The sequence below is a fragment of the Alteromonas gracilis genome (genome assembly GCF_043642145.1).
Classification (GTDB): Bacteria; Pseudomonadota; Gammaproteobacteria; order Enterobacterales; family Alteromonadaceae; genus Alteromonas; species Alteromonas gracilis_B.
The window spans coordinates 1-24780 of the sequence record NZ_JBHZRZ010000008.1; the positions used below are offsets into that span (position 1 = coordinate 1).

16 protein-coding genes are annotated in these 24780 nt (G+C 37.6%); 15 read left to right on the forward strand and 1 reads right to left on the reverse strand.

From position 1 onward, the window contains the following. Positions 1–184: 184 nt before the first annotated feature. The 15 genes from ACHUFN_RS14575 to ACHUFN_RS14645 all read left to right on the forward strand — a co-directional run bounded on the left by ACHUFN_RS14575 (position 185) and on the right by ACHUFN_RS14645 (position 22558). Entirely contained in the window at positions 185–952 is a 768-nt protein-coding gene (locus ACHUFN_RS14575) for a hypothetical protein (RefSeq protein WP_394223161.1), read from the forward strand. Positions 953–1281: 329 nt separating this feature from the next. Further along, positions 1282–1659: an HvfA family oxazolone/thioamide-modified RiPP metallophore gene (locus ACHUFN_RS14580; RefSeq protein WP_394223162.1), complete on the forward strand. Its 378-nt coding sequence runs from the start codon at positions 1282–1284 to the stop codon at positions 1657–1659. Between the two features lie 149 nt (positions 1660–1808). Beyond that, entirely contained in the window at positions 1809–2660 is an 852-nt protein-coding gene (locus ACHUFN_RS14585) for an HvfB family MNIO-type RiPP peptide maturase (RefSeq protein ID WP_394223164.1), read from the forward strand. Then, positions 2657–3421 carry an HvfC family RiPP maturation protein gene (locus ACHUFN_RS14590; RefSeq protein ID WP_394223165.1) on the forward strand — a complete coding sequence of 255 codons (765 nt, stop codon included), beginning with the start codon at positions 2657–2659 and terminating at the stop codon, positions 3419–3421. Before ACHUFN_RS14585 ends, ACHUFN_RS14590 begins: the two co-directional genes overlap by 4 nt. A 153-nt stretch (positions 3422–3574) precedes the next feature. Beyond that, entirely contained in the window at positions 3575–3697 is a 123-nt protein-coding gene (locus ACHUFN_RS14595; RefSeq protein ID WP_256253717.1) for a hypothetical protein, read from the forward strand. 22 nt (positions 3698–3719) lie between these two features. Then, positions 3720–4256 (forward strand): adenine phosphoribosyltransferase, encoded by a 537-nt coding sequence (gene apt / locus ACHUFN_RS14600; protein WP_394223166.1) that lies wholly within the window; start codon positions 3720–3722, stop codon positions 4254–4256. A gap of 43 nt (positions 4257–4299) precedes the next feature. Then, positions 4300–7275 (forward strand): DNA polymerase III subunit gamma/tau, encoded by a 2976-nt coding sequence (dnaX, locus tag ACHUFN_RS14605; RefSeq protein WP_394223167.1) that lies wholly within the window; start codon positions 4300–4302, stop codon positions 7273–7275. 38 nt (positions 7276–7313) lie between these two features. Continuing rightward, entirely contained in the window at positions 7314–7640 is a 327-nt protein-coding gene (locus ACHUFN_RS14610; RefSeq protein ID WP_014998895.1) for a YbaB/EbfC family nucleoid-associated protein, read from the forward strand. Positions 7641–8479: 839 nt separating this feature from the next. After that, on the forward strand, positions 8480–8653 hold the full coding sequence (locus ACHUFN_RS14615; RefSeq protein WP_394223168.1) for a hypothetical protein: 174 nt from the start codon (positions 8480–8482) through the stop codon (positions 8651–8653). Then, on the forward strand, positions 8637–9560 hold the full coding sequence (locus ACHUFN_RS14620; protein ID WP_394223169.1) for a DUF4007 family protein: 924 nt from the start codon (positions 8637–8639) through the stop codon (positions 9558–9560). Before ACHUFN_RS14615 ends, ACHUFN_RS14620 begins: the two co-directional genes overlap by 17 nt. After that, positions 9561–13001 carry a hypothetical protein gene (locus tag ACHUFN_RS14625; protein ID WP_394223170.1) on the forward strand — a complete coding sequence of 1147 codons (3441 nt, stop codon included), beginning with the start codon at positions 9561–9563 and terminating at the stop codon, positions 12999–13001. A gap of 20 nt (positions 13002–13021) precedes the next feature. Continuing rightward, positions 13022–13849 (forward strand): phosphoadenosine phosphosulfate reductase domain-containing protein, encoded by an 828-nt coding sequence (locus ACHUFN_RS14630; protein WP_394223171.1) that lies wholly within the window; start codon positions 13022–13024, stop codon positions 13847–13849. A gap of 24 nt (positions 13850–13873) precedes the next feature. Continuing rightward, positions 13874–15682, forward strand: coding sequence for a hypothetical protein (locus ACHUFN_RS14635; RefSeq protein ID WP_394223172.1), 1809 nt, complete (start codon positions 13874–13876; stop codon positions 15680–15682). After that, positions 15675–17207 (forward strand): hypothetical protein, encoded by a 1533-nt coding sequence (locus ACHUFN_RS14640; RefSeq protein ID WP_394223173.1) that lies wholly within the window; start codon positions 15675–15677, stop codon positions 17205–17207. Before ACHUFN_RS14635 ends, ACHUFN_RS14640 begins: the two co-directional genes overlap by 8 nt. Further along, on the forward strand, positions 17204–22558 hold the full coding sequence (locus ACHUFN_RS14645; RefSeq protein ID WP_394223174.1) for an FtsK/SpoIIIE domain-containing protein: 5355 nt from the start codon (positions 17204–17206) through the stop codon (positions 22556–22558). Before ACHUFN_RS14640 ends, ACHUFN_RS14645 begins: the two co-directional genes overlap by 4 nt. Before the next feature lie 22 nt (positions 22559–22580). On the opposite strand, the gene ACHUFN_RS14650 is transcribed toward ACHUFN_RS14645, so the two are convergent. Further along, on the reverse strand, positions 22581–24449 hold the full coding sequence (locus ACHUFN_RS14650) for a DNA phosphorothioation-associated putative methyltransferase (protein ID WP_394223175.1): 1869 nt from the start codon (positions 24447–24449) through the stop codon (positions 22581–22583). Positions 24450–24780 lie beyond the last annotated feature (331 nt).

Here is a 24780-nt window from a genome sequence, read left to right on the forward strand (position 1 = left end):
ACTCAAATGGTACAGCTCCATTACCGACAAGGCCTGGGCTGGAATCGTATGAAATTAAATTCGTGGGGATCCCTCAGACTCTGACCCCATTATTTGTAAAATTTAAAAAATGGGTGTTTCCATCTGTTATTTATTCGTAAAATCCTATATAAATAGCGTTAGTTGTAGTTGTAGCGGTCGAGTTGTGAAACGAATTCTAGTTAATAGTTGTTGTTTAATTTTCGCGTTGTTGACATTTTGTGTTCAACCTCAAGAGCAACCTCTGAAAAAGAAGTCTATTACTTTGGGAGTAGTAGAATTTCCTCCTCTTGTTATTAAAGGCTCTGATAATGTGAAATGCTATGGGGAGGCCGTTGATGCATCTATAGCTATTTTGAGCCAGCTACAATTCAACGTTAACGTGGAGTGTATGCCTCCTGCTCGTTTATTTGAGCGAGTGAAGACGGGAAAAGTTGATTTAACAATTAATGTACAAGGTACTTCTGCACTCGATCAAAATGCCACATTTTTAAAAACTCCTTTTGTGAATTTGTCTATCGTACTGTTACGTAACAAGATGGTAGGCGACGATAAATCAATATCTGCAATTCGCGGATATGATTACCTAGGCATTCGACAAACGCTTCAAACTCAGGGTTTTACTTTTTTTGACATGGCAACAAGCACTGATGCAATTCATTTGTTTGATATAGGAAGAACGTCACATTTAATCAGTTATAAGCAGCCATATCTTCACTACATCAACAAACAACGTGGTGCCTTACCAAATATCGAGATGTCAGAGCAGCTCTCAGTCCAATCCTACTTTGCAATATCAAATACTGGCAAATATAAAGATGATTTAGTAAGACAATTAGAAAAAGCCACAGACAATGTAGATAATTCGACAATACTAGAATTCTTTAGAAGTACTAACCAACACAACCTCTCTGGCGCTTTTCGGGCGGATTAAGCGAAAAAATACTAATACATTTGTTCGAAGACAATAAGTAAAGTTATACAACGCCCAGCGTCTACTGTTTATCGAAACTTTGCGTGTTTGCTTATCTGTTTGCTATCTAGTATTTCTCTCAACGTCTATAATCCTAGTTAATGTGATTAGTGTTAGTGTCACATTAATAGACGCATTACTGCCACAATAAAGTCCTGAATTATCAATGTGATAAAATTTTTTTGTAAAAAAATTAATTTTTATGAAATATCCCTTTAACTATCAGGGTCTTCTTTAATACGCGTGCTTACTGTGCGTCATACACGACTAATATTATTGAGGGTATATCAATGAAACAAATCAAAAAATCATCAGTAGCGACAGCATTAGGTGCAGTTGTAATTGGCTCTTTGGCGTCAACAGTTGCAGTGGCAGAAGTAAACCCATTCGGTATGCAAGCATTAGAGTCTGGTTATAGCCAATTTGCAGCAGAAGGTAAGTGCGGCGAAGGCAAATGCGGCGGCGATAAAGCCGAGAAAGAAGGCAAGTGCGGCGAAGGTAAATGTGGCGGCGACAAAAAAGCTGAAAAAGAAGGCAAGTGCGGCGAAGGTAAATGCGGCGGCGACAAGAAAGCTGACAAAGAAGGCAAGTGCGGCGAGGGCAAATGTGGCGGCGACAAAAAAGCTAAAGAAGGCAAGTGTGGCGAAGGCAAATGCGGTAGCATGTAAAAGCCAAGAAGATGATGTTGTGTAGTTTTTATTTCATAGAGTAAACGCTACACATAACACTTCAAGCGCAAATGGCCGTCTTTTGATGGCCATTTTTGTATAGAGACTTACATTACATTTAGCCGTCCCATGTGATGAGAGGGGAAGATATGAAAAATATAAAGGGTGCAGGTTTAGGGTTTAGACGGGAAATGCTTAATGAGCTTTTACCCACATTGCCAGCAGCAGTCGACTTTTGGGAAGTTGCACCTGAAAACTGGATCCCTCTGGGTGGAAAGTATCAACAACAATTTCAGCAAGCGTCTTCGCAGTCTCCCTTTACTACCCATGGTCTTTCCCTTTCTATTGGGAGCAGCGATAAACTAGATATTGAGTTCGTTAAAACGGTTAAGCGGTTCTTAGACACGAACAGTATTGACCTATATAGCGAACACTTAAGCTTTTGTTCAGGCAACGGTCATATGTACGACCTTATGCCCATTCCATTTACTGAAGAAGCAATTAGCCATGTCGTGTCACGAATTACTCAAGTACAAGACATCATAGAAAGACCGCTTGTTTTGGAAAATGTATCTTATTACATTGCACCCGGTCAGGAGATGGATGAACTTGAGTTTACTAACAGTGTGTTAAAAGAGTCTGGCTGTAAAATGCTGCTAGACGTTAACAATGTTTATGTGAACAGTATTAACCATAAATATAATGCAAAAGAGTTCATAAGCGGCCTTCCTTCGGAAAAAATTGTTTATGGGCACATTGCTGGCCATTACGATGAAGCAGAAGACCTGAAAGTTGATACTCACGGTGCTGATGTTATTGAACCTGTGTGGCAGCTTTTAGAGCACGCATATCTTACCCATGGCGTTTTTCCCACCCTACTAGAGCGTGATTTCAACATTCCACCGTTAAGTGAGTTGTTAGCCGAAGTAGAAAAGATTAAGCATATTCAATCGACATGCGAAGCAGCGCGTTTAGAGGACGTTAAAGGAAGTGTAGCGTGACTCAATCATTTCGAACCACACAAGATGCATTCGTAAGCGCGATAAAAAATCCTTCCACTTTCAGCGACACGAATGCGGATAATACTCGCAGGATGGAAATCTATCAGTCTCTGTTTTTCAATAATATAGATAACTTTATTAGCACTGGATTTCCAGTGCTGAAGTCTATCGTACTTAAACAGTTCGGTGAGAAAGGGTGGGAGAGTCTTGTGCGTCAGTTTTTTATTGAGCACGAATGCCGTTCACCCTACTTTGCGGAGATCAGTAAAGAGTTTGTTGAGTACCTTTCAACTGAACCTTCTTTTGACATTGCTTTACCTGATTTTGCTGCACAACTCGCTCATTATGAATGGCTAGAGCTTGATGTCAGCATAAGAAAGAATGAAGAGTACGTAAAATTTTATAATAGTGACGAAATGGTACAAGCGGTAAGGGTATCGCCTTATGCTTCACTGGCTGCATATCAATACGAAGTTCACCTGATTGGTGATGATCATATTCCAGAACAACCCGCGCAAGAGCAGCAGTTTTATATTGTTTACAGAGACCAGAATTTTAACGTGCAGTTTGCACACGTAAATCCCGTCACGGCAACCATGGTTAATACGTTAGAACAAACCGATAAAGGAATGGAAATTGGTCAATTGGCTGAGTCATTAACTCAGCAACTGCCGCAAATACCTTCAAATGTGCTGATAAATGGCATGAACCAAACTCTTACAGATATGCTGAAAAAGGGAATACTCCTTCCCGTCACGTAGTGATTTACCAACATTTACCGGCTTTATATTAAACTTTCGCCAGGATCTGTATTGAAAGTGAGCGATCAATCATATTAGCGCTGTCAATCGCGCTTGCTTTCGATTAACATTTAGCACCATTTTTTTGTTCACAAAATTGTTTAGGTAGTGCAAATGGCTGACAATTCAGATTTCAAAGAAGTCTACAACAAGTGGTACTTTCTAGCTTCGCTAGTTACTCTAATCGCGTTCCCGTTGATGCATATCATCGCCGGCTGGTTTACCTTCTGGTTATAACGCAGACATTCAAGGCATAATTGTGACTGCAGAATATATTAAATCAGTAGTAAAAACCGTACCTGACTATCCAAAGCCAGGTATTTTATTTAGAGATGTAACCAGCGTTCTAGAAGACCACAAAGCATTCAGTAGCTGTATCTCATTACTTGTAGAAAAATACCAAGGTATGGGATTTACAAAGATTGCAGGTACTGAAGCTCGCGGTTTCCTTTTTGGTGCGCCTTTGGCCATCGAAATGGGCATTGGTTTTGTACCAGTGAGAAAACCTAATAAACTTCCTCGTGAAGTGGTAAGCGAAAGCTACGAACTGGAATATGGCATGGATACATTGGAAATCCATAAAGACGCCATTGAACCAGGCGATAAAGTGCTTCTTATTGATGATTTGCTTGCAACAGGCGGAACAATTGCTGCTTCGGCAAAGCTCATCCGTTCATTAGGCGGTGAAGTTAATCACGCAGGGTTCGTTATCAACCTACCTGATCTAGGTGGCGAGCAAAAATTGAGTAAGCTTGATATCGAAAGCTATTCAATTTGTGAGTTTGAAGGCGAATAATCGTCTGTAAAGCATAACTAGCAATAAGGCGAAATACGTAATAATGAGTTATCAGGTACTAGCAAGGAAGTGGCGACCGGGCAAGTTTAGTGAGCTTGTAGGTCAAGAACACGTCGTGTCTGCCATTTCAAATGCTTTAGATAACGATCGTTTGCACCATGCTTATCTTTTTACAGGTACGCGTGGTGTGGGCAAAACTACCATTGCTCGTATATTCTCAAAAAGCCTTAACTGCGAAGAAGGGCAAGGGGCCAACCCTTGCGGTCAATGTAATACCTGTAAAGAAATAGAGCAGGGCAATTACGTTGATTTGCTGGAAATTGACGCAGCATCAAGAACCAAAGTCGAGGATACTCGTGAACTTCTTGATAATGTGCAATACAAGCCTACTCGCGGACGTTACAAAGTGTACCTTATCGATGAGGTGCACATGCTTTCTAAACACAGCTTTAACGCACTGTTGAAGACGTTAGAAGAGCCACCTCCTCATGTTAAGTTCTTGCTAGCGACCACCGATCCGCAAAAACTTCCTATTACTATTTTATCTCGCTGCTTGCAGTTTAATCTTAAAGCCATGTCGCGAGAGCAAATTGTTGGTCAGCTACAACATATTTTAGAGCATGAACAGCTACCTTTTGAACCACAAGCGCTTGCGCTTTTGGCCAGAGCTGCCCAAGGCAGTATGCGTGATGCGCTTAGTTTAACTGACCAAGCGATTGCACAGGGTGGAAATCAAGTGCTGGCGTCGGTAGTAACCGATATGTTGGGGTTGATGGACAAAAATCAGCTTCTGAAGGTGGTGCATGCGGTAGTAAGTAAAAGCCCTGCTGATGTACTGCAGCTGGTTAACGATATCGCAGAGCAAGCGCCTGACTATGACAACGTGCATGGTGAACTGGCCAGTTTGCTTCACCAAATCGCGTTGACACAGTGGGTGCCAGAAGCTTGTAAGCTAGAAACTACCTCAGCGAAAGCGATATATCAGCTAGCCAAAACCATTCCAGCGGAACAAGTGCAGTTGCTTTATCAAATTGCTCTGCAAGGTAGAAAAGATCTGCCTTTCGCCGCCGATGGAAAAAGCGCCTTTGAAATGACATTAATGCGTATGATGTCGTTCGCGCCAAGTACACCAATTCAAAACACTTCAAGTGAAATTGAGAACGGGAGGAGTGAGCATAGTTTACCTATAGAACATGCTTCTTCCAGTGGTGGCCCGGGAAACGTTAGTAAGCAGGAGGAAGCGCCGTTAAGCGAAACTTCTGCAACATCAAAGCAGGAGCAAGCACCTTCTGAAATACCTGCTGAGCCTATTGAAGAGCAAGTTCCTTCAAGTACGGCACCGAGCGTAGATACCAATAGCTCTGTTGATAGCAGAAACGTGCAACATGTTGGTGACACTGCTTCTGATACCACTACGCAAAATTCGACTTCGTCCATGGCTCCTGAACAAGGGTCTGAACAAGGGCCTGAACCTGCGCCCGCTGTTGAGCTAGATACTCAAGATGTATCTTTACAAAGCGAAACAGCGCGCAAGACTGAATTGGCTGAGCCACCTGAGCCACCCGGAACGCCGACAACGTTCAAACAAGAACAACCACAGCACCACAATGCTCTACAAAGTGACGAACCACCGTTAGATGCTTATATGGACGATATGCCACCGCCATCTGACGAAGACGGGTATTTCGACGTAGGCCACCATCAGAATGGCATCGAAGCTATTGGTCACGACAGCGAAAATAGCCAAGTAGGCAGCGAGCACATAGCTAGCGTGCACAGCGAAAACAATGTGCACAATGAAGGCGAAGCCGCACCATCACTAACAGCCGAAGAGCAGCTGATCTCAACGGCCGACATGTTGGCACTTCGACAAAAGCTTAAGCAAAGAAAAGCGCAAGATGCTGACGCAAAAAGTGGTAGCGCAGCCAATGCGAAATCAGAAAGTGCTAGCGATATTCAAGCTCGCTTTACCAAAAGTAAAGCCGAAGCTGCCAATGTTGCACAGGCTGACAGCGCTCAGTTAGAAGCTACAAGTGCTAACAATAACGAGCTCGAAAACAGCCATTCGCAAGAACACGGTCAACAGCCACACCAGAATTCTGACCTTGAAAGCGTCACAGAGAAAACACAACTAGACACCAGTCAAACGGCTCCAAGCAATGATAAGCAAAGCCTCAACACACGCTCGTCATCAGATGATAAGCTAGCCGTTGGAGTTAATAGTGACTCGCAGGTTAATGCATTCAATGACAATGCTTCCTCATCGCCCAGCTCAGAGACGCAATCCGCACCAATAGGTGTAGGCAGCGCCAGTGCCTTTGAACTGGATGAGTTTGAAGAAGATATGCCTTTTTCAAATGACGATGTTGGCTCGCAGGCAAATTCAGCGCCACCAATAGAAGATGCACCGCCGTGGGCGATTGACCATGAAGGTGAGCCTGTACAGCACATTGAAAACACTAGCTCTTCAAGTGATTCTTTCAACAGTGGCGTTAACACCCAAGATTATGTGGCAGAGCATTTTGAAGTAGCTGATGAGCGCTCATTCACACGAGATCCTCTTGATTTTGATGCACCCTTAAGCAGTACCTACGACGGAAACTTAACAGCTTATCTTAATGACGGAAGTAAACTAACTCATGCAAGTCAAATTGATGAGTGGAGCAACTTGGTTGAACAGATGCCAGTGGCAGGGCTTCTTAAGCAATTAGTGTTACATGCCGCATTTTCGCGAAATGGTAACCAAGTATCCCTTGAAATTGACCACAGTCAGACGCATTTATTAAACGATAGTGCAAAAAAGCAATTAGTAGACGCAATTCACCATGGGTTAGGTGAGAATGTAGAAGTAAATATTACGTTAGGTGAACCTTCAACCACGCCGTTTGCGTTGCAACAAGAGATTCATGCTATGCGCCATGCGCATGCACACTCGGTAATTAAAACCGACGATACAATTCAAGCATTGCTATCGACTTTTGATGCGTCAGTGCTAGCCGATACGGTTAAAGCGCGATAGCAAAATTATTAACACCAAAACGAAGCGAGACAAAAATTATGTTTAAAGGTGGAATGGGCAATATCATGAAGCAGGCGCAGCAAATGCAAGAGCGCATGCAAAAAGTACAAGACGACCTAGCTAAACTAGAAGTAACGGGTGAAGCCGGTGCAGGTATGGTTAAAGTAACCATGACGTGTAACCACAACGTTCGCCGCGTAGACATTGATGAGTCGTTGATGGACGACGACAAAGACATGGTTGAAGACTTAGTTGCAGCGGCATTTAATGATGCGGTTCGTCGTGTTCAAGAAACAAGTAAAGAGAAGATGGGTGATGTAACTGGCGGTATGCCGCTACCTCCTGGCTTCAAAATGCCGTTTTAGGCTAGAAGTACTTGTTATATAAGTCTCTTATGGCGGCGATAATTCTTCGGGTCATAAAGCAGATAATAAAAAAGCTCAGATTTTAAAGTCTGAGCTTTTTAGTTTTATGAGAAGGTGGGTAACATCATTGCAATGAATCTAACTTTTGCTAACTAAATGGTTGTGAGTGATTTTCGAGTCGAATCAGTCTAATTGTGTCGCTTGCTAGCTTCTCAACATCAGTAGCAGGGTTTGATCTGATATATTCCTTCTTTATGGCGAAATTTAGCACTTGTTTTACTGGCTTAGCGTATTAATGAACTGTAGAGGCTGCGCAACCCGTAAATTCGATTGGTTTTTCTTTTTCAAATTTTTCCGTAGTCTGTTTAATTCGTTGTCATCGATATGTTTCATAAACGACTCATAAGGAACTGCAGAGGAAAAATTTAGGTGTGAAAAAATCAGATAATTAATAACCTGCATCTATGATTACTGTTCTACGAATCCAACCATGACGATCTACAACGCATTCGTGCTTATCGCTATCACAGTTTTCCTAGCCCAGTGCCCTGTACACAGTTCAAAGTCACAGAAATGTGATTCATTAAACTACCGGATTTCCGAAATGTGGGGGTTTCCAATCAATGATCCCGCTATCTAGGCAAGCGAGTGACGGCATTTAATCAAGTAATTGCGAGCATTCTATTTAAAAGAATTAGTTCTGATTTTACATAAGAATCCGCAGGGAAAACTATGAGGGTTACTTTTTAGCCAGTTAAATTATTATTGCTAATAATCACTTGAAACTGGATCTATAAACAGTATTATCTATGTTATGTTACATTACATAGATTAATATCATGAGCATTGGTACGAGTGGACGTGTTGTTATTGAAATAGAGCCTGAGTTAAAGCAGGAAATTTACACAAAATTAAAGTCAAATGGTATGACGTTGAAAGAGTGGTTTTTACTACAGTCAAAAGAGTTACTTAACGATAATAAGGAAGTTAAAGACAATGAAGTTAATAGCTAATAAAACAGCCTTCGGTAGGCACGAAACCTTCTTTTGTCGCTTAGGTTGGCTTACTAAAGGTTTCTGGAAAGCAAATGAATTCTCGCAGAAAAGTGAACTAGATTTCTTTCGTCAAGACGAAGCAGTTGTTGCCTTAGGTGCTGGTAAGAACATGGTGTCTTCTATTAAATATTGGCTACAAGCAACTAAGTTATTTGAAGCTACTAAGGAAGGTCTAAAACCAACAACCCTTGGTATTTGTCTTATGGGCACAGAACAAGATGAAGGTTGGGATGCTTATTTAGAAGACAAGAATACACTTTGGCTGATACATTGGTTGATAGCCTCTAACGCAGAATTTGCAACGACTCCTTTTTGGTTTTTCAATTTTTATCATAAATCCAGCTTTACCCAAGAAGAGTTAAAGATAGCAATCTCAGACTTTGCAAAAGAAAATATCGACTCTAAAACGTCACCAGCGACGTTAAAAAACGACGTTAGTGTTCTAACTCGCATGTACGCTAAAGTTCAGTTAGATAAGAAAAATGCGATTGAAGACACTCTTGACTCCCCACTTGTTGAATTGAACCTAATTCAAAGTAAATTAAACAAAGAATTCTCTTCTCAAATAAAACACAATTACATTTCTCCATACATTATTGGCTTTGCATTATGTGAGCTATTTAACTTTAAAGCAGCAACTAGTTTATCCGTTGAAGAGTTAATTTATAGTCGAGAGTTAAGTGCAGCTATTGGTGCTATTTTCAGGTTGCCTGAAAATAGTGCATTAGCACATATCGAGAAAGCCATTGAGTCAATTCCTGGAAATTTTGAAATTCGAGAAACAGCTGGTGTGCACCAAGTATATAAAGTAAATGAACTCAACAGTCTCGATTATCTCAGGGCATACTATGAAGGAGACAAATAGATGAGCCTTCATAATAAAGTTAGCGTTAACAGCTTATACACTCGTTCTATCAACTTAGAGCGAGATTCTGATAATGAGAAACTAATTTCATCATACATCCCAACAGCAAGAGCTAAAAATTTATACGAGAGAATAACAAAAGTACTAAATAATGAACTTGCCCCAAGAGCTTATTCCCTGATTGGGCCATACGGTTCAGGAAAGTCGTCTTTTAGTGTTTTTCTTTCTCATTTACTTAGCAACTCAGATTCTGATGAGTTCAAACTATCACACGAAGTTTTAGAATCGAATAACATCGAACATGGGAAAACACTGAAACAGCATATTGAAGGATCTGATGGATATATTCAGGTTCTAATTTCAGGTTCTCCAGAACCTCTATCAAAGCGAATTTTATCGGGTCTTCATAAGGCGGTAAGTAACTACTGGGCATCAAGGAAAGGGCCTAAACCTAAGTTTATTAAAGAGCTCGAAGAAGCAATATCTAATAATCTTACTGGCAAAGACGTATCCGATTTTTTCGCGCAAACTCAAGCTGAGATTAACAAGCTCACAACTCGCAAACCCAAAGGTATTTTACTTGTAATTGACGAGCTAGGTAAGTTTCTAGAGTACGAAGCAAGACATTATGGCGCAAACGACATATTTACGCTTCAGACTCTAGCTGAGCAAGCATGTGAAGCGAATGAATGTACATTTTTGATATTTGTTATGCTGCATCAGTCTTTTGAACAATACTCGAAAGGTCTTGGAGAAAGTTTAAAAAATGAATGGGCTAAGGTTCAAGGCAGGTATGAGGAAGTTCCATTTTTAGAATCTGCTGAACAAACATTAAAAGTCGTAGCTAATGCCATCGCTCACAATTTTGATAATGATGAATCAAAACTTGTTAACTCTAATGTTGAAAAAGTTACATCAGCATTAAACACAGAAAACGCACTTCCTAGTGTTCTTCAGTTAGAAGATGCATCAGCGCTATTTAATAGTTGTTATCCTCTTCACCCTATAACGTCGCTGTTGTTGCCATATTTATGTCAAAAACTAGCTCAAAATGAAAGAACTTTATTTAGTTTCCTTGGAAGTAAAGAAGAATTTGGATTTGAAGATTCTGTTAAGCAACTTGATGAAGTAGGAAACTTTATAGATCCTGATGTTGTATTTGACTATTTTATAACAAACCAAGCATCTGTTATTTCCGACAATACGACCCATCGTCGTTGGGCTGAAGTAATTTCTGCATTAGAGCGTCTAGGTAACAATGCACCAGTTTCTGCAATTAAGTTGCTTAAGCTAATTGGCTTGTTCAACATCATTGGCAGTAAAGGGCATTTTAAGCCATCTGAAAACTTACTTAAAACGATTTATTCTGATGAATCGCAGTATAAAAAAGATGTTTCTTTGCTGGTTTCAAAATCAATACTAACTTATAGAGCTTTCAACGATGAATATCGTGTATGGCAAGGAAGTGACTTCGATTTAGAGGACGAAGTTCAGAATCAATTAAGTATGTTAGGTAACTTCTCATTAGCTGAACAGCTAAATGAAGCTGAAATACTTGAGCCTATTGTAGCCAAGAAATACACCATCACTAATGGAGCTATAAGATACTATCTTCCAGAGTTTACTGACGCTTCGCAGTTTAACAGCACTATCATACGAGAAACGAGTGCACCTAAAATCATCTTCTTTTTGTCTTTTGGTCAAGATGATGAAACTTTATTTCTCAAGAAACTGGTAAAGCAAGTTGGCAAGAAAGACATAGCTGTTTTAGCTCGTAACTCTTCACAACTAAAAGGTGCTTTTGCTGAGATATTTGCATTGAAACGAATTGAAGAATCTTCGCAGGCATTAAAAGAAGATCCGGTAGCAAAGAAAGAGTTCACTGAACGTTATTCTGCGGCGACACAGTTAGGTCATAACTTAGCAAAGTCATGTATTACGCAGCCTGAATTAGCTGGGTGGTACTTTGATGGACTTAAACTGGAAGTTCAATCTAGCCGGAAATTACAGTCTGTACTATCTGACGTTATGGATAGCCTTTATAAAAAGGCACCTAGTTTTCACAACGAATTGATAAACAAAGACAAACCATCTAGCCAAGCGGCGGCTGGTAGAAAACAATTGATTAATAGACTGATACATAACGCATCAGAAGAAATGCTTGGCTTTTCAAGTGATAAGTTTCCACCTGAAAAATCAATGTACTTATCACTCATTTTAGAACACGGACTTCACAAACAGATAAAAGGAAAGTGGGTACTATCTGAACCGAATAAGACATCATCTTTAATGCCTGTTTGGAAACGTTTAGATAAGTTCGCGACTTCTGCCGAAGACTCAGCACGCTCATTTGTTGATATATCAGAAGAGTTAAAATCGGCACCTTATGGCGTTAAAGAAGGGGTGTTACCAATAGTCTACCTAGTTTACTATTTGGTTAAACAAAACGAACTAGCATGGTTTGAGGAAGGAAAATTCCAACCATCTTTAACTTTAGAAGCCGCAGAGCGTTTCTTCAAAGTACCTCATTTATTCTCTGTTCAGAGTTTTAAAATTGAAGGTTTAAAAGCTAGTTTGTTTAACAGCTACAAATCAGCTTTATTTGGCGATAAAGCTGATTTAAAAGAGCGAACCATCATAGACATTGCGAGACCTTTAGCAAAGTTTATCGCTGATTTAGAGGAATATACGCGCCGTACTACTTCACCTACATTGAGCGCAAAAGCCAAAAAGTTATCCAAAGTTTTTGAAACAAGTAAGTCTCCGCATAAGCTTCTATTCAATCAATTGCCCAAAGCACTAGGTTTTAGTGAAGACATAATTGAAAATGGGGATGAAAAAGCTTTATCTAGTTTTTCTGAAGTGTTAACCGAAACATTACGAGAGCTAAAGTATCACTACACGGAAATGCTCAACGAGCAACTTAGACTAATCGCCACAGCATTTTCTTTCGACAGTTTGACTGAAATCTCTGATATTCGAGAAAGCATTAGAGGTAGTTTTTTAGGTCTCGAAAATTATTCAGTAGATACAGATGGAACCAAAGCCTTTATTAATCGCTTGACGACTAAAGATGGTGAAGATTATCAGTGGTTAGAAAATGTATTAACGTTTTTAGCCTCAAAGCACCCAAGTAAATGGTACGATAAAGATCGGAGCCATGCAGACTATAAGCTTGCAAACTTTAAACAAAAGTTGCTTGATATTAAACACTTTGCTGAGGAAGAAAGAGATCAAGCTTTAGGAGATTTTGAAGTCGTCATGTTAAAGAGTATTCGAAAAGGCAAACCGCAAAAACATAAAATGATTGCAATTTCTGAGTCTCAAAAATATGCAGCATTAGATCTGAAAAAACAAATTGAGCAAATATTTGAGGATACAGATCCAAATTTAATTTTAACTACTTTAGCCGACTTGGTAGATGATAGGCTAGATACGTAGGCTAAACACAGGATGTATTCATGAAAAAAGATTTTACTATAAAAGAGGCATTAGCCGATACACACTCTAGACACATTTTAGGACTTTCTGGTGGTAAAGACAGTGCGGCTCTCGCTATCCATATCAAACATAATTACCCTGAAATACATGAAAAGATAGAGTATTTCTTCTCTGATACTGGTGCTGAACTAGACGAAGTTCATGAATTCCTGGAAATTTTAGAGTCCTATTTAGGCAAAGAAATCGTACGAATAGGCAGTGAAAAGCCATTTGAGCACTGGTTAAAAGTAAATAACGATTACTTGCCATCACCGCGACAACGTTGGTGTACAGTTAAACTTAAGTTACAACCTTTCGAGCAGTTTGTTGGCGAGGATCCGGTAATTAGTTATATCGGCATCAGAGCCGATGAGCACCGAGATGGGTACATTAGCTCTAAACCAACGATTAAAGCCGTTTTTCCATTCAAAGAAGATGAGTTAGTAAGAGCCGATATTTACCAGTTATTAGAAGAAACTGTTGGAGTGCCAAAATATTATGAATGGCGCTCACGTTCAGGGTGCTTCTTCTGCTTCTTCCAAAGGAGAGATGAATGGTTAGGATTAAAGCGGAGGCATCCTGATTTATTTGAAAAAGCCAAAGAGATTGAAAAAAAATCAGGAAATGGTTATACCTGGGTTAAAGGTATGAGCCTAGACCAAGTAGTTGAATTAGCTGAACAAAAAGAAAAAGAAAAAGGAATTATTTTCACAAACAAAACGACTGACCGAGAAAAATGGCAAACCGTTTTGAAAAACATGGATGAAGATGACCCTGAAGATCAAGCGTGTCTAATATGTAGTCTATAAAAATTAAAATAAGGACATAAATTAATGTGGAAATCAAATAAATGGATTAAATATCTGGAAGGGTACTGTCAAGGAAAAAATCAAATTCAGGATGAATATGTCAGGAAGGTTGCAAAAAATTTAGGACTAGAAGAGCCTTTAAATATTAAGTTTGAATGGCAACAACAGATAGCTCATGAATTTGATTCCAAAGAAACTCACGGAGTGATTATCCTTACAGGCACTGCGGGTGATGGCAAGACAAAACTGTGTCGGGATATAGTCAAACAGATTGATGGCCCTGAATTTGATGAGGAAAACTGGAACGCAAGCAGTTTTTTTTGCTCAGCAGACCGAACAATCGTTAAAGACTTTTCTGAACTTTCAACGAAAGAAACCAATATAGTAATTAAAGAGTTAACAACTGTCCTTACACAAGGTCGTGCAGAAAAACCAATCTTAATCGCTGTGAATGATGGAATATTGGTTGAGGAGTTAAGCGACTTCATATCATTATCCAGTGATGCTGAATTAGTTGTTAAGGCCATTCAATTAAAGGAGATTATTGAAGATAAAATTAATTTAGGTTTTAGTTTATGTGAGCAACAAGAATTAATTAAATTAGTAAATTTATCTAAGTTAAACGCAAAAGAAAATTTTTCACTCATTTTAAACGAAATCTTAAATCATGTAGGTTGGGATGGCTGTGAAGGCTGTGAAGGTAAAATTAACGGACAGTGCCCCATTTACCAAAAATATGAGCTTTTGAAGAATAATGGGAATATAAGAGAAAATTTAAGTAACATCATACTATTACTTCAACTCAGTAATGAACATTTTACGATTAGAGAATTATTGAATTTAGCAACCAATACTATTTTAGCTTCTACACCTAAAGCCAAGCCTTTAAAGATAAGTAATAGAGATACTTCATACCAAACTTTCTCATGTAGTAGAGTAAAAAAAATTGACGACTTGTCATTAATTAACACCGAGTCGTCAATAGAAGTCGGATTTTGGGGCATGAATTTAGGCCCTCACCGAATGAATAATGCAAGACCTTACTCAGAGATTAATAAATTAAATTTCGGCGAACTGTCCACTAATTATTGGGATAACTTATTAAAAAATAAGACATTGCGTTCAGTAGAAATTCCACTAGATAGTTTCAATAGTCTCATCACGTCAAAGAAGTCTAGTGAAGTTGACATTAATCCAGATCTATGGGGCGCAGTAGTAAAACGCTCAAGAATTCAACTTTACTGCTACCAAGAAGGAGATCAACGCTCATATGATCTCCAAAAATATTCTAGCTTTTCTTTTTATAAAAATAAGGTATATGAATCGCTACAAAACAATGATTCATGCAACGATTTTGAGCTTGTTTCTATCATCATATTGGCTCTCAATCGAGTATTTCACGGTAGGTTTATTTCAGAAAATTCCGGTAGTGACAGGTTATATATTCCTGAAAAAGATCAAGGCTCGATTGCGCCTATTTCTATTTTTCATGGCGAAGAACTTAGAGATAGAGAAGTGTGCGTAACAAAAATAAAAGGAGATTTTGACGTTACAGGGTCGAGAATTGAACCTGTCGTGGAATTATACATTAGTAGAGAAAAATCATTGAAGTTAGCTTTGACTGTAGAGCTATTCGATTTTCTATATCGGGTTTCTAAAGGTTCACCACCTAACACAACAAATCCTAGATTATATAAAAAATTACTAATTTTTCGTTCCAAGCTTGCATCTCAGGTAAATTTTTGCAACGGACTATCAAATCAGCGAATAGACACTTATACAATCAAAGGCGGAGAATTCAAAACTTCTGCCCTACAGGTGAATCATGGATAGCTTACACACGTACTCTTCAGAACTTGATAAACAATATGGACTTAAAAACATCCCAATAATTGAAAATATATGGGGGCACAGATTTAGAACTGACCAAACTCCCAGTATATTGCTATTTGAATTAATGTGTGTAATTGAAAGCCAACTACAAGCTAAGAGCGTCGGTCTAATAAATTCAATATTCAATCCTGAAAACGATAAGCTGTATTTTAAACATCGACAGTTTTTTAAATTACGAATTCTCATATATCAAAATGAAATTTTGGAAACACTTATTAATTCCAAACTAACAGATGAGGAGAAGTGGGAGCGTCAATTTGAGCACTTAAAGACACTTGAAGGTGATTTATTTCAATTTAAAGATGACGACCTTGAACATATTAGGAATAACTTCTCTACATTTGAGAGTTTTTACAATGCTGTAAATATCCTTAGCTCCTTAACGTTTGATCCCTTATCCAAAAAACGATGGACTTCGAAGTTTATATATCCTATCTCATCTGAGTATATTTGGTGTGATTTTGATAATAAACGACACTCTGAAGATAGAAGGTTTTTCTGTAGAGGTGGTGAAATAGTTTATTTGATGCTTTGCAGGGCAGACAAGTGTGCTAGAGAAGAGTTAGAAGAAAAATTTGAAAGTTGGCTTTCTCCACAAAATAACTCTTTTGCAAAATTGGCGAACTTATTGGTTAGGCCAGAAGTGAGAAAGGATTTAAAGCTAAGAGAAGAAGTTAGAAAAGATCTCGGCTATCTTCCATATAACCAACTCCCTATTTTTAATGAACTTGCTCATGATCTATCTAATATTTTGTCTTTGGAACTAGAAAGGCTTGATAAAGTTAAAGTGATGATAGACATAATTGGCTATCACATAGGAAATTACATTTTATCAATAGGTGAGTCTTACCATAACACTGCAACTCCAGCTGAGTTGAAGAGACCTACCTACCTGGTTGAAATACTTTCTAAAGTAACAAACAGTATTAGAAAAACATCGATTCAAAGTATCTCAACCCAACGGAATAAACTTAAAAGAAGTTTAACTACAAGAGTTGGTGACATCATAAGTCTATATGAAGATGTTATTGAAGCTGACACTGAAGTTGAAGACAACAGCGACAAAGAAAGAAAAATCTCCAAGCAAATTGAAAATGCAGAATCTTATCTAGCTACCCATATTTCAAATTACCCCAATGTTTGCTTCAGGGAAATTGGTTTTCTTTCGAAAAAAAACACAAGAAGTTACAGATACGTATTGACCGAAGACTTTTTACATTCACTAGTTTTGACCATACTTGGAAATGAAAAAAGGATGGAATATTCGAACTTTAAAAATGAGTTAAAGGAAAAGTATTCAATATATGTGGATGTAACACCTGATAACTATCAAGAGGTTATACAACGAGATTTAAATAGAAACTCAAAAAACCTCGCAAGCTTGTTATACCAAATGGGAATGCTCAGGCATCTATCTGACGCTTGTAGCTATGTAATTAACCCATACAAGGAGGATTCGGTATGAGATCATTAGCAGAGTATTTCTATTCGATTATTAAACAAGAATATGAAGATTGGTTTGAATTAAATCATGGAAAAAGTATTCCTGGAAGGTTTGCGTTAAAAGAGTTTGACCCAGAGTTATTAAGCGAAATATTAGAAAAACTAAAGAAGAATAATGAGTTTCCTTTTTCACAAGTTGGCTCAGAGTCCGGCTTTATCATTGCTGTAGAAAAACATGAAAAATATAAATCCTTAGCAATTGATAAAAATACCTTCGCCGACTTAGCTCATGAAAGAAATAGAGACGGTAATTTCTTTTGTTTATTCATTATTGCTGAAGTAAAACCTACATTCGATCAAGTTAGAAGCATAGACCAAAGCACGGTTTTTGAAGCGAATGAAATCGTTAAATGGATTGAAATAGCTAAAATTCAGCAAAAAAATCACCACCATTTTTTAAATGAACACGTTGAACAACTCGCAAAATTCATTTCCGAATTAACAAACTCAACTTGGAGCAATAGACCATTTATAGAAGTTAACAAGATAAATGATTTTATTGATGAAGTTATAGCAGAAACTATAAGAAGCGGATTATTCTTTGTTGCTCTTGGTAAAAGTAGTGTAAAGCTTGGCGGCATAAACCGATTAGATGAATTCGATCTATTACAAAATTCGGGCAGTTCATACAGACGAGTTTTCAGGTCTACAGTGACAAAAACACTTTTCAAGGACATTGATTTCTGGAGAGCATATAACAAAGACAAGGAAGTTGAGTTAAATGACATTAAGCATAATCTTGATTTAATCAAGGAGTCTGGCGGTGATTACGACGAGTTTTGCTCAATCGTGGAAAGTTATTTTGAAGCTCACTATATGGAAAATACTAGTGTTGCGGAAATGCATAGAGAAAATCTTCAACTTAATTTCGACTCATCATATCCTTATGGTTCAGTATTGCAGGCCAAAAATACAAAGCCAAAATTCCTTTTGGGTCAGGACACGATTATTTACTTTAACGACTCTGATATCAAGCTTAAAGATGATGAAATAGAGTTGCTCGAAGCTACTGATAGAACTAATGAGAAGCCCGATATTAATGAACTAAGGAAGTTTTATTTCCAATATTCAAAGGTAATTTCAGATAACACCAAATTAGATAAGGCTTGGGTAAAAGAAGTTACGGACTCTAAAGCAACAGAATGTAGTAATTTAATTACTGGGATATTAGAAGTTCTTTCAAAATCTCTATTACTTAATAATATTGGCGATGATATCGTTTATTTAGAATTAGCCAAAGAAAGAGGTAGGAGATCATTAGAAAGAAAAAATTGGTACGCCCTAGAATACTTCAACAACGAATATAAAGATTTAGAGGAGTTCTGGTCAAAATTCGGAGCAAATTTTAGACTTGATTTTGGTACGAGTTTTAACAGTGGCTTTGCTGATACGGTTAAAAAGAAGAAGTCCAGTGATAGCAAGTCGGCAAATGAGTTGTCTTTTAGGGTTGTTAGAAAGGCACTAGATAGAGAAACGAATGTTGAAACTCCCGTTAGTAGTTGGGAGTTAAAATGGATATTTAATCCTCATGGCTTCGAGTCTTCTAAATATTCTGATTTTACCAAGGTATTGAGCCGGAAAGGTTTTTTTCATAGTCATTCACTATCCTTAGACCCTCTATTTATTAAAAGAGCTGAAAATACGCCATCAATAAAAAATATTCATATGTTCTTAGCTACAAGCTCCAATATGAAGAAAGGAGCAGTAGTTAAAAAAGGAAACAATGAGTCAAAAGATTTTTTTAAGCTGCTAGAGCAGTTACATGGTCATAATCATCTTAAGGATTTTGAATTAGACGTTATTAATACATTTTATCAGAAGTTTGAAAACACATGGCGTGAGTCTCTAGAACAGCTCAAAGAAAAACCATTGTGTGGAGAGATTGATAGCTTATTAAAACATATTGAGCAATTAATCAATGCTATTTATTCTTTGAAGATAAATAGAGAGTGGTCAAACAAACTTGTTTATCAGCTTTTATCAGCGCACACGTTGAGTGTTAAAGAAAATTCAGATTATTGCATTTACCTTCCTTGGTCTCCTTACAGCCTTCTAATACAATCGAATAGAAATAAAATGCTACTAAATTTAGCAACTCAATATAGGGAAGATCGATTAGGTATAGCTAATAAAAGTGAAGGTGTCCTTGCCAAGTTATTTAGAGAGTTTCTGGATAATCATGGAAAAAGTGTGTTTCTGAAGAAGTTAAAAGACAACGAATTTGTTGATTTAGTTTCTACTAAATCGAATTCAGGCTATTTTGAATTCGGAAAGCTTAATACATCGAAAAACGCAATTACTGAAGCCGAAATTCGATCTGTTATTAATGCAACATCAACAAAATTTCTTGAAACTTATCCAAATGAAAGACATCACCTGCAAATACTATGTTTAGGACTCTCTTCATACGAACAAATCTTAGCTGTCTATGACGAATTGCAAAAACTTGTTGAGAATCATGAAGAACAGCTTTCTATTTCATTAGCATTTAGTTGTGATAGTAGAGTTTCTCTAGATTCAGTTTATCAGTCGATATGTGAGAGCTTTCAATCAAGTAAAGTAGATTCAAATATAAACATAAGAATCATAAGCAATATTAGAGAGGTGGAAGACGGAGAAATTGATTTAATTTATAACTTCGATCCGTTGTTTGCACACAATCAAATTGCATCGGTGTCTCCAAATTTTGTTGAGCGAGAATTCGAACGTATAAATTGGGAATACACTTCATCAAGGAAGGTGCCATCAGATCCAATTGCAAGAAAGACTCAATTTTCAATGAACAATCATATTCATGATAAAGTTGGCAGAGTATTTCATTCTACTTTCATGAAAGTTAATAATTTGCCTGAAAACACCTCCTTTTGTAGAGAGGTTAGTCAGCATGGCTTAAAAGATGAAATAACAAACGGATTAAGCAAATGTAATTGGCTAGTTATTTACGACTTTTTATTGAATAAAGAGACTCTAGTTGCGTGCAGTGAAAACAAAGATAATTTCGATAATAAGCGAGTTCTACGCTACATCCAAGGTGAAGGAAGCAAGCGATCTTTAGCAATTATAACGGATAAAGAAACACACTATATTACCAAGAATTTAACTTCTGATATTCGTTCTTGGCATTTAATTCATACCGATAAAGTTAATAACTTAGTAGAAGAAATCTTTACACGATCAAACTCATTTAGCAGCGACACGTTGCTTCGGTCAGTTGGAAATGGAAATTTTTCTCATGATTTAGTCGGAACCGCTGGAGCTGCAACACTTTTAGAGAATTTATTTAAGAATGAAAGTAAAGTTTCTCCAATATTCTGGGTTCACCTTGACGATTATTTAAGTTGGTTTAAATCTTCAATAGAAGACGACACATTTAAATCAATAGGTAGAACTGTAAATTATATTTCAGATTTATTAGGCATTTATATATCCAAAGGCGATAACAGCGAAGTATCGATAAACCTTATAGTTAGTGAGTCAAAATTGACTAACGGCTCGAAAAATCAGATAACGAAATCTTGTAAACAAGTTAAATCAACTGTTGATTTGATATCTTCGATGCTTAACTCCTACAAAGATCTAGATTTTGAATATTGGCTTAATAAGTTTTACGAATTCATAGTAGGCCACTTTAAATTCTCTCCAGGTGAATTTGATTTTGAAAGTTTAATTTCCCTTGATAAAAAAATGGTCAATATTAATGTTCGTGGCCTATCTGTTGTCTTTCACTACAACAATGAACAAGCTCAAACAAATGCTAACTCAGTTTATGAATGTGATTACTTATACCAATTACAGTTAAGTTCAAATGATACTTGTAAAGTTTTTGAGTCTCTATTAGCACCTAAAGAAGATTTGAATTTATTTAGAGAACATAACTTTAGTTATAAGAAATTGAATCAAAATCATGGTAATGAGAGTCATCAGGGAGCTGACATAACCAATACTTCAACGCAATCAAAGCATGAATCTAGTAAGGAAGAGTCTTCACTATTACCTAAGTCAAGTGTAGAAACTATCAGCACATTTGATGAGACCACATCAGAACCTTTAAACACGGATGAAATATTTGTAGACGATGAACCAATTCATGTTGACCTTGGTGAATTGGCTGAATCTAATCTTAAACTAGATAAAAACGAAGGTTCCTCGGTTAAAAGTGCAATGAACTTGATAAGAACTGGGATTGATCTTTTACAAAGTAATTCGGTGAATTCTGATAGTTTGCCAATTGATATGAAGATCGTTGAAGCTAATATTCGAAAGATATTCGGTCATGCGAACTTACCATCAAATTTTTCAGACAGTCTAGTAACACCTAACTCTATCGTTATAAAGCTTCATGGTGACGTAAACCTTAACCCAACAAAAATTCTTAAATTGAAAGCTAATTTCTTATCTGTTGTCGGTCTTAAATTGAGGCAAGTTTATCCTGACCCTGGTGTAATGGTACTGGTTTTTGATAGAGATAAACGTGAAACCGTCTACTTTGGAGAGCTACTGAACAGAACGCTGGAAAGTAGAAGCAACACGATCTTAAACAATTTTAATAATAAAATTTTATTAGGGCAAAATGAATTTAGTGACGATAGCGTTTTCTTCAAGCTCGATGGTGCTAGCCCTCATGCATTGATCGGAGGACAAACTAAGTCTGGTAAATCTATTTTAATGAATAATATGATCATTGATTTACTAATGACCAATGCCCCTGAAAATTTAAAATTACGACTCTTTGACCCCAAACAAGTAGAATTTTCAGCGTATACCAGTGCGCCCCATTTGGCTCATCCAGTAGTGTTAGATAAGGAAGAAGCTGTAGTTCGTTTACAAGAACTAGAAAATCTAATGAACGAAAGATACAGGCACCTAATGACATTGGGAGTTAAAGATTTTGAGGCACATAATAGAAAGTACCCAAATGAAAAAATGTCGAGAGAAGTAGTTTTCTTTGATGAGCTTGCAGATTGGATTTTAGACAATGACTTCAAAGCGGAAGCCAAAGATATAATTGTCCGGCTGTCTTCCAAAGGACGCGCTGCGGGTATTCACTTAGTATTGGCAACTCAACGCCCTAGTGCAGATGTCGTATTCCCATTACTTAGAGCAAATTTAGATACGAAAATCGCGCTGAAAGTGGATAGAGATCAAAACTCGGAAATTATTCTTGGGGAATCAGGAGCCGAGAACCTATTAGGTTATGGACATGGAATTGTTAAGTCTGAGGGAGAAACTCACTCAATTCAAGTAGGATTTACCGAGCCTCATGTTTTTGATGAACTAGTTGATTTGGTAATTGATTACTGGATTGATAAGTAGCCACCAAGTGGAAATTAGTAAATCAGGCTCCAATATAAGCCTTTTTGTTAAGTAGTGTAGGGGGAGCATAATGCTCCCCATATTCGAAAGTATCAAAATCTAGATCTCGCAAGCGGACTTTAACTCGCTTTAAAAGTAATGGTTCATCTTTTGAGAAGTCGTCGTATTTCATAAATGAAACTTTCCCTGAACCGAAATGAGCCTTTATTAAATCAAATTCATCGATATCGCCAAACAGCTGTGCTGCACAGCCTACATAAGCTCGTAATTCTGGTGTAACTTGACCTAAATAGTCGCTACGAAAGACAAATGAGTGGCTTTCTAGTATTTCTCCACATGCAATTCTTTCCTTACTAACTATGGATGTTTCTTCTATTAGCTCTGTTGACGCTAATGAAAATAACATCTCAGTTGCAAGCTCAATTGCTTGATTATATGACTTAAAAAATGCTTTCAAATCACGTTTAAGTCTATCTGGCATATGGCTATATGCTTTGCGTTTCTCAAATAATCCCAATGAAAAGTAAACTAGCAAATCCTCTTTTCTTAGCCGTCTAGATAGTTTGAACTCTTCTTCACCAAACAGTGTGGTTAATCCATCTAATGCTTTCTTATGCGAGCCTACAACTTTCCGAATTTGCTCAGTTTGTTCAAATTCGTCGTTAGCAGGGCATCGACCAAGATCTAATGTTAACTCCCAAAAGGCATCAAAAAGCTCTTTGTGCTTTTGATATTTTGCTTCATTGAATTCATTTGAAACTGATTTGGGGGACTTTATTAATTTATGTTGCCATTCCCTCTTGTAGGATTGTCTCTTCAATAAAAATTCTTGAGCATCATCTTCGTTTTTGAATATGACAAAAATGCCTTGCCCAAGAGCGAAAGCTTGTTCAGCCAGACTGTTTTCTATGAAGTGTTTTAACTCTGACTGAGAGTAATACTTTTGAAACGTATTTTTGGATGTGATTATTCCGTCTTTATATGGTGTGAATTGCTTAATTAAGGATTCACCGCCAAGCATAGCGGAAACAACTAGTGCTTTTTGAGACAAAGAAAATGCTTTTATTAAAGTATCAACCCTCTCTTGTTTATCTTCTATTACATTTATAACAAAACCCAAGTTTACGATATCAGACTCTACAATATTGCCTTCAGGATGGTAAACCGGATCATATGAGTTAATATCTAACCCGTGTGCTTCAAGTTCTCGAACATCATCACCTTTGCCACACCCATAATCAAATATGGAAAACTCACCATCTAAATATCCGTGTTTAGCCAACAGCTGCATAGGAGCTGAGAGTTTCTTACGCTCAATAGCTGTCAGGTGTCGTTGAACATCGATTTCTTCCGAGGTTTCATTGTTAGGTTTAGCCTCACCTACAAGTCTACCAAAGTCATCTAGGCTTAGGCCTTTTGTTCTTATTAGTTTCAACCAATTCTGTTTAAAGCCAATGCTTCTCGTATTTTCAAATAGCCCTGCTGCTTCACCTTCTTCAGTGATTTCTTTAAAAAGTTCAAAGAATGGATAGTCAGCTTTAACGAAGGTTTCCTTCCTGTGAAGAATTGGTGGATTTTTAGAATCTTGATAACTCGTCGTTCGTACAGATAGTTTCTCTAAATCGATATTTGTACTCTGCACTAACGCTGGGTATGCGTAGGAATCAAAATCAGGATAATTGAGCAGTGCTACTCGAAAGTCACGTTTCATTAACTTAATAATGTTCCAACTACCATCCTTAATCTTAAGCCCTGTAAGTATTCGGCCAATCAAAATTGATAGCTCTTTAGGCAAGGTGTCAATCGCGGAAATATGAACGTACATAGAGTCAGGTAACGATTTTCCTACGACTATATTTGCTACCAATGATTTATAGGCTTTGAAATCCATTAACTAGAACTATCCTCTTTTGAAGAGATTAAATAGAAGTATGCATTGCCGACTTTCTTGAACTTTAGTTTCCCAGCTAAACGTTGGTGCATTAACTAGCAATCACTGATTTTCAGTGCTGTTTTAGTGTCTTGGCTATTAAGCCATTTGGAGTTAGTTGCGGTAGTGCCCATTAATATTTATACAGTACAAGCAGCTAATCTGTTGTCAGTATACAACTATAAATTAATGAAGCTAGGTTGAAATTTTAAGTGTAGCTGCGGGGAGCGCGTCCCTAATTTTCTAGAACAGCAAGCCAAACGGGATTTTCGCTTGACTCACTCATCAAAAA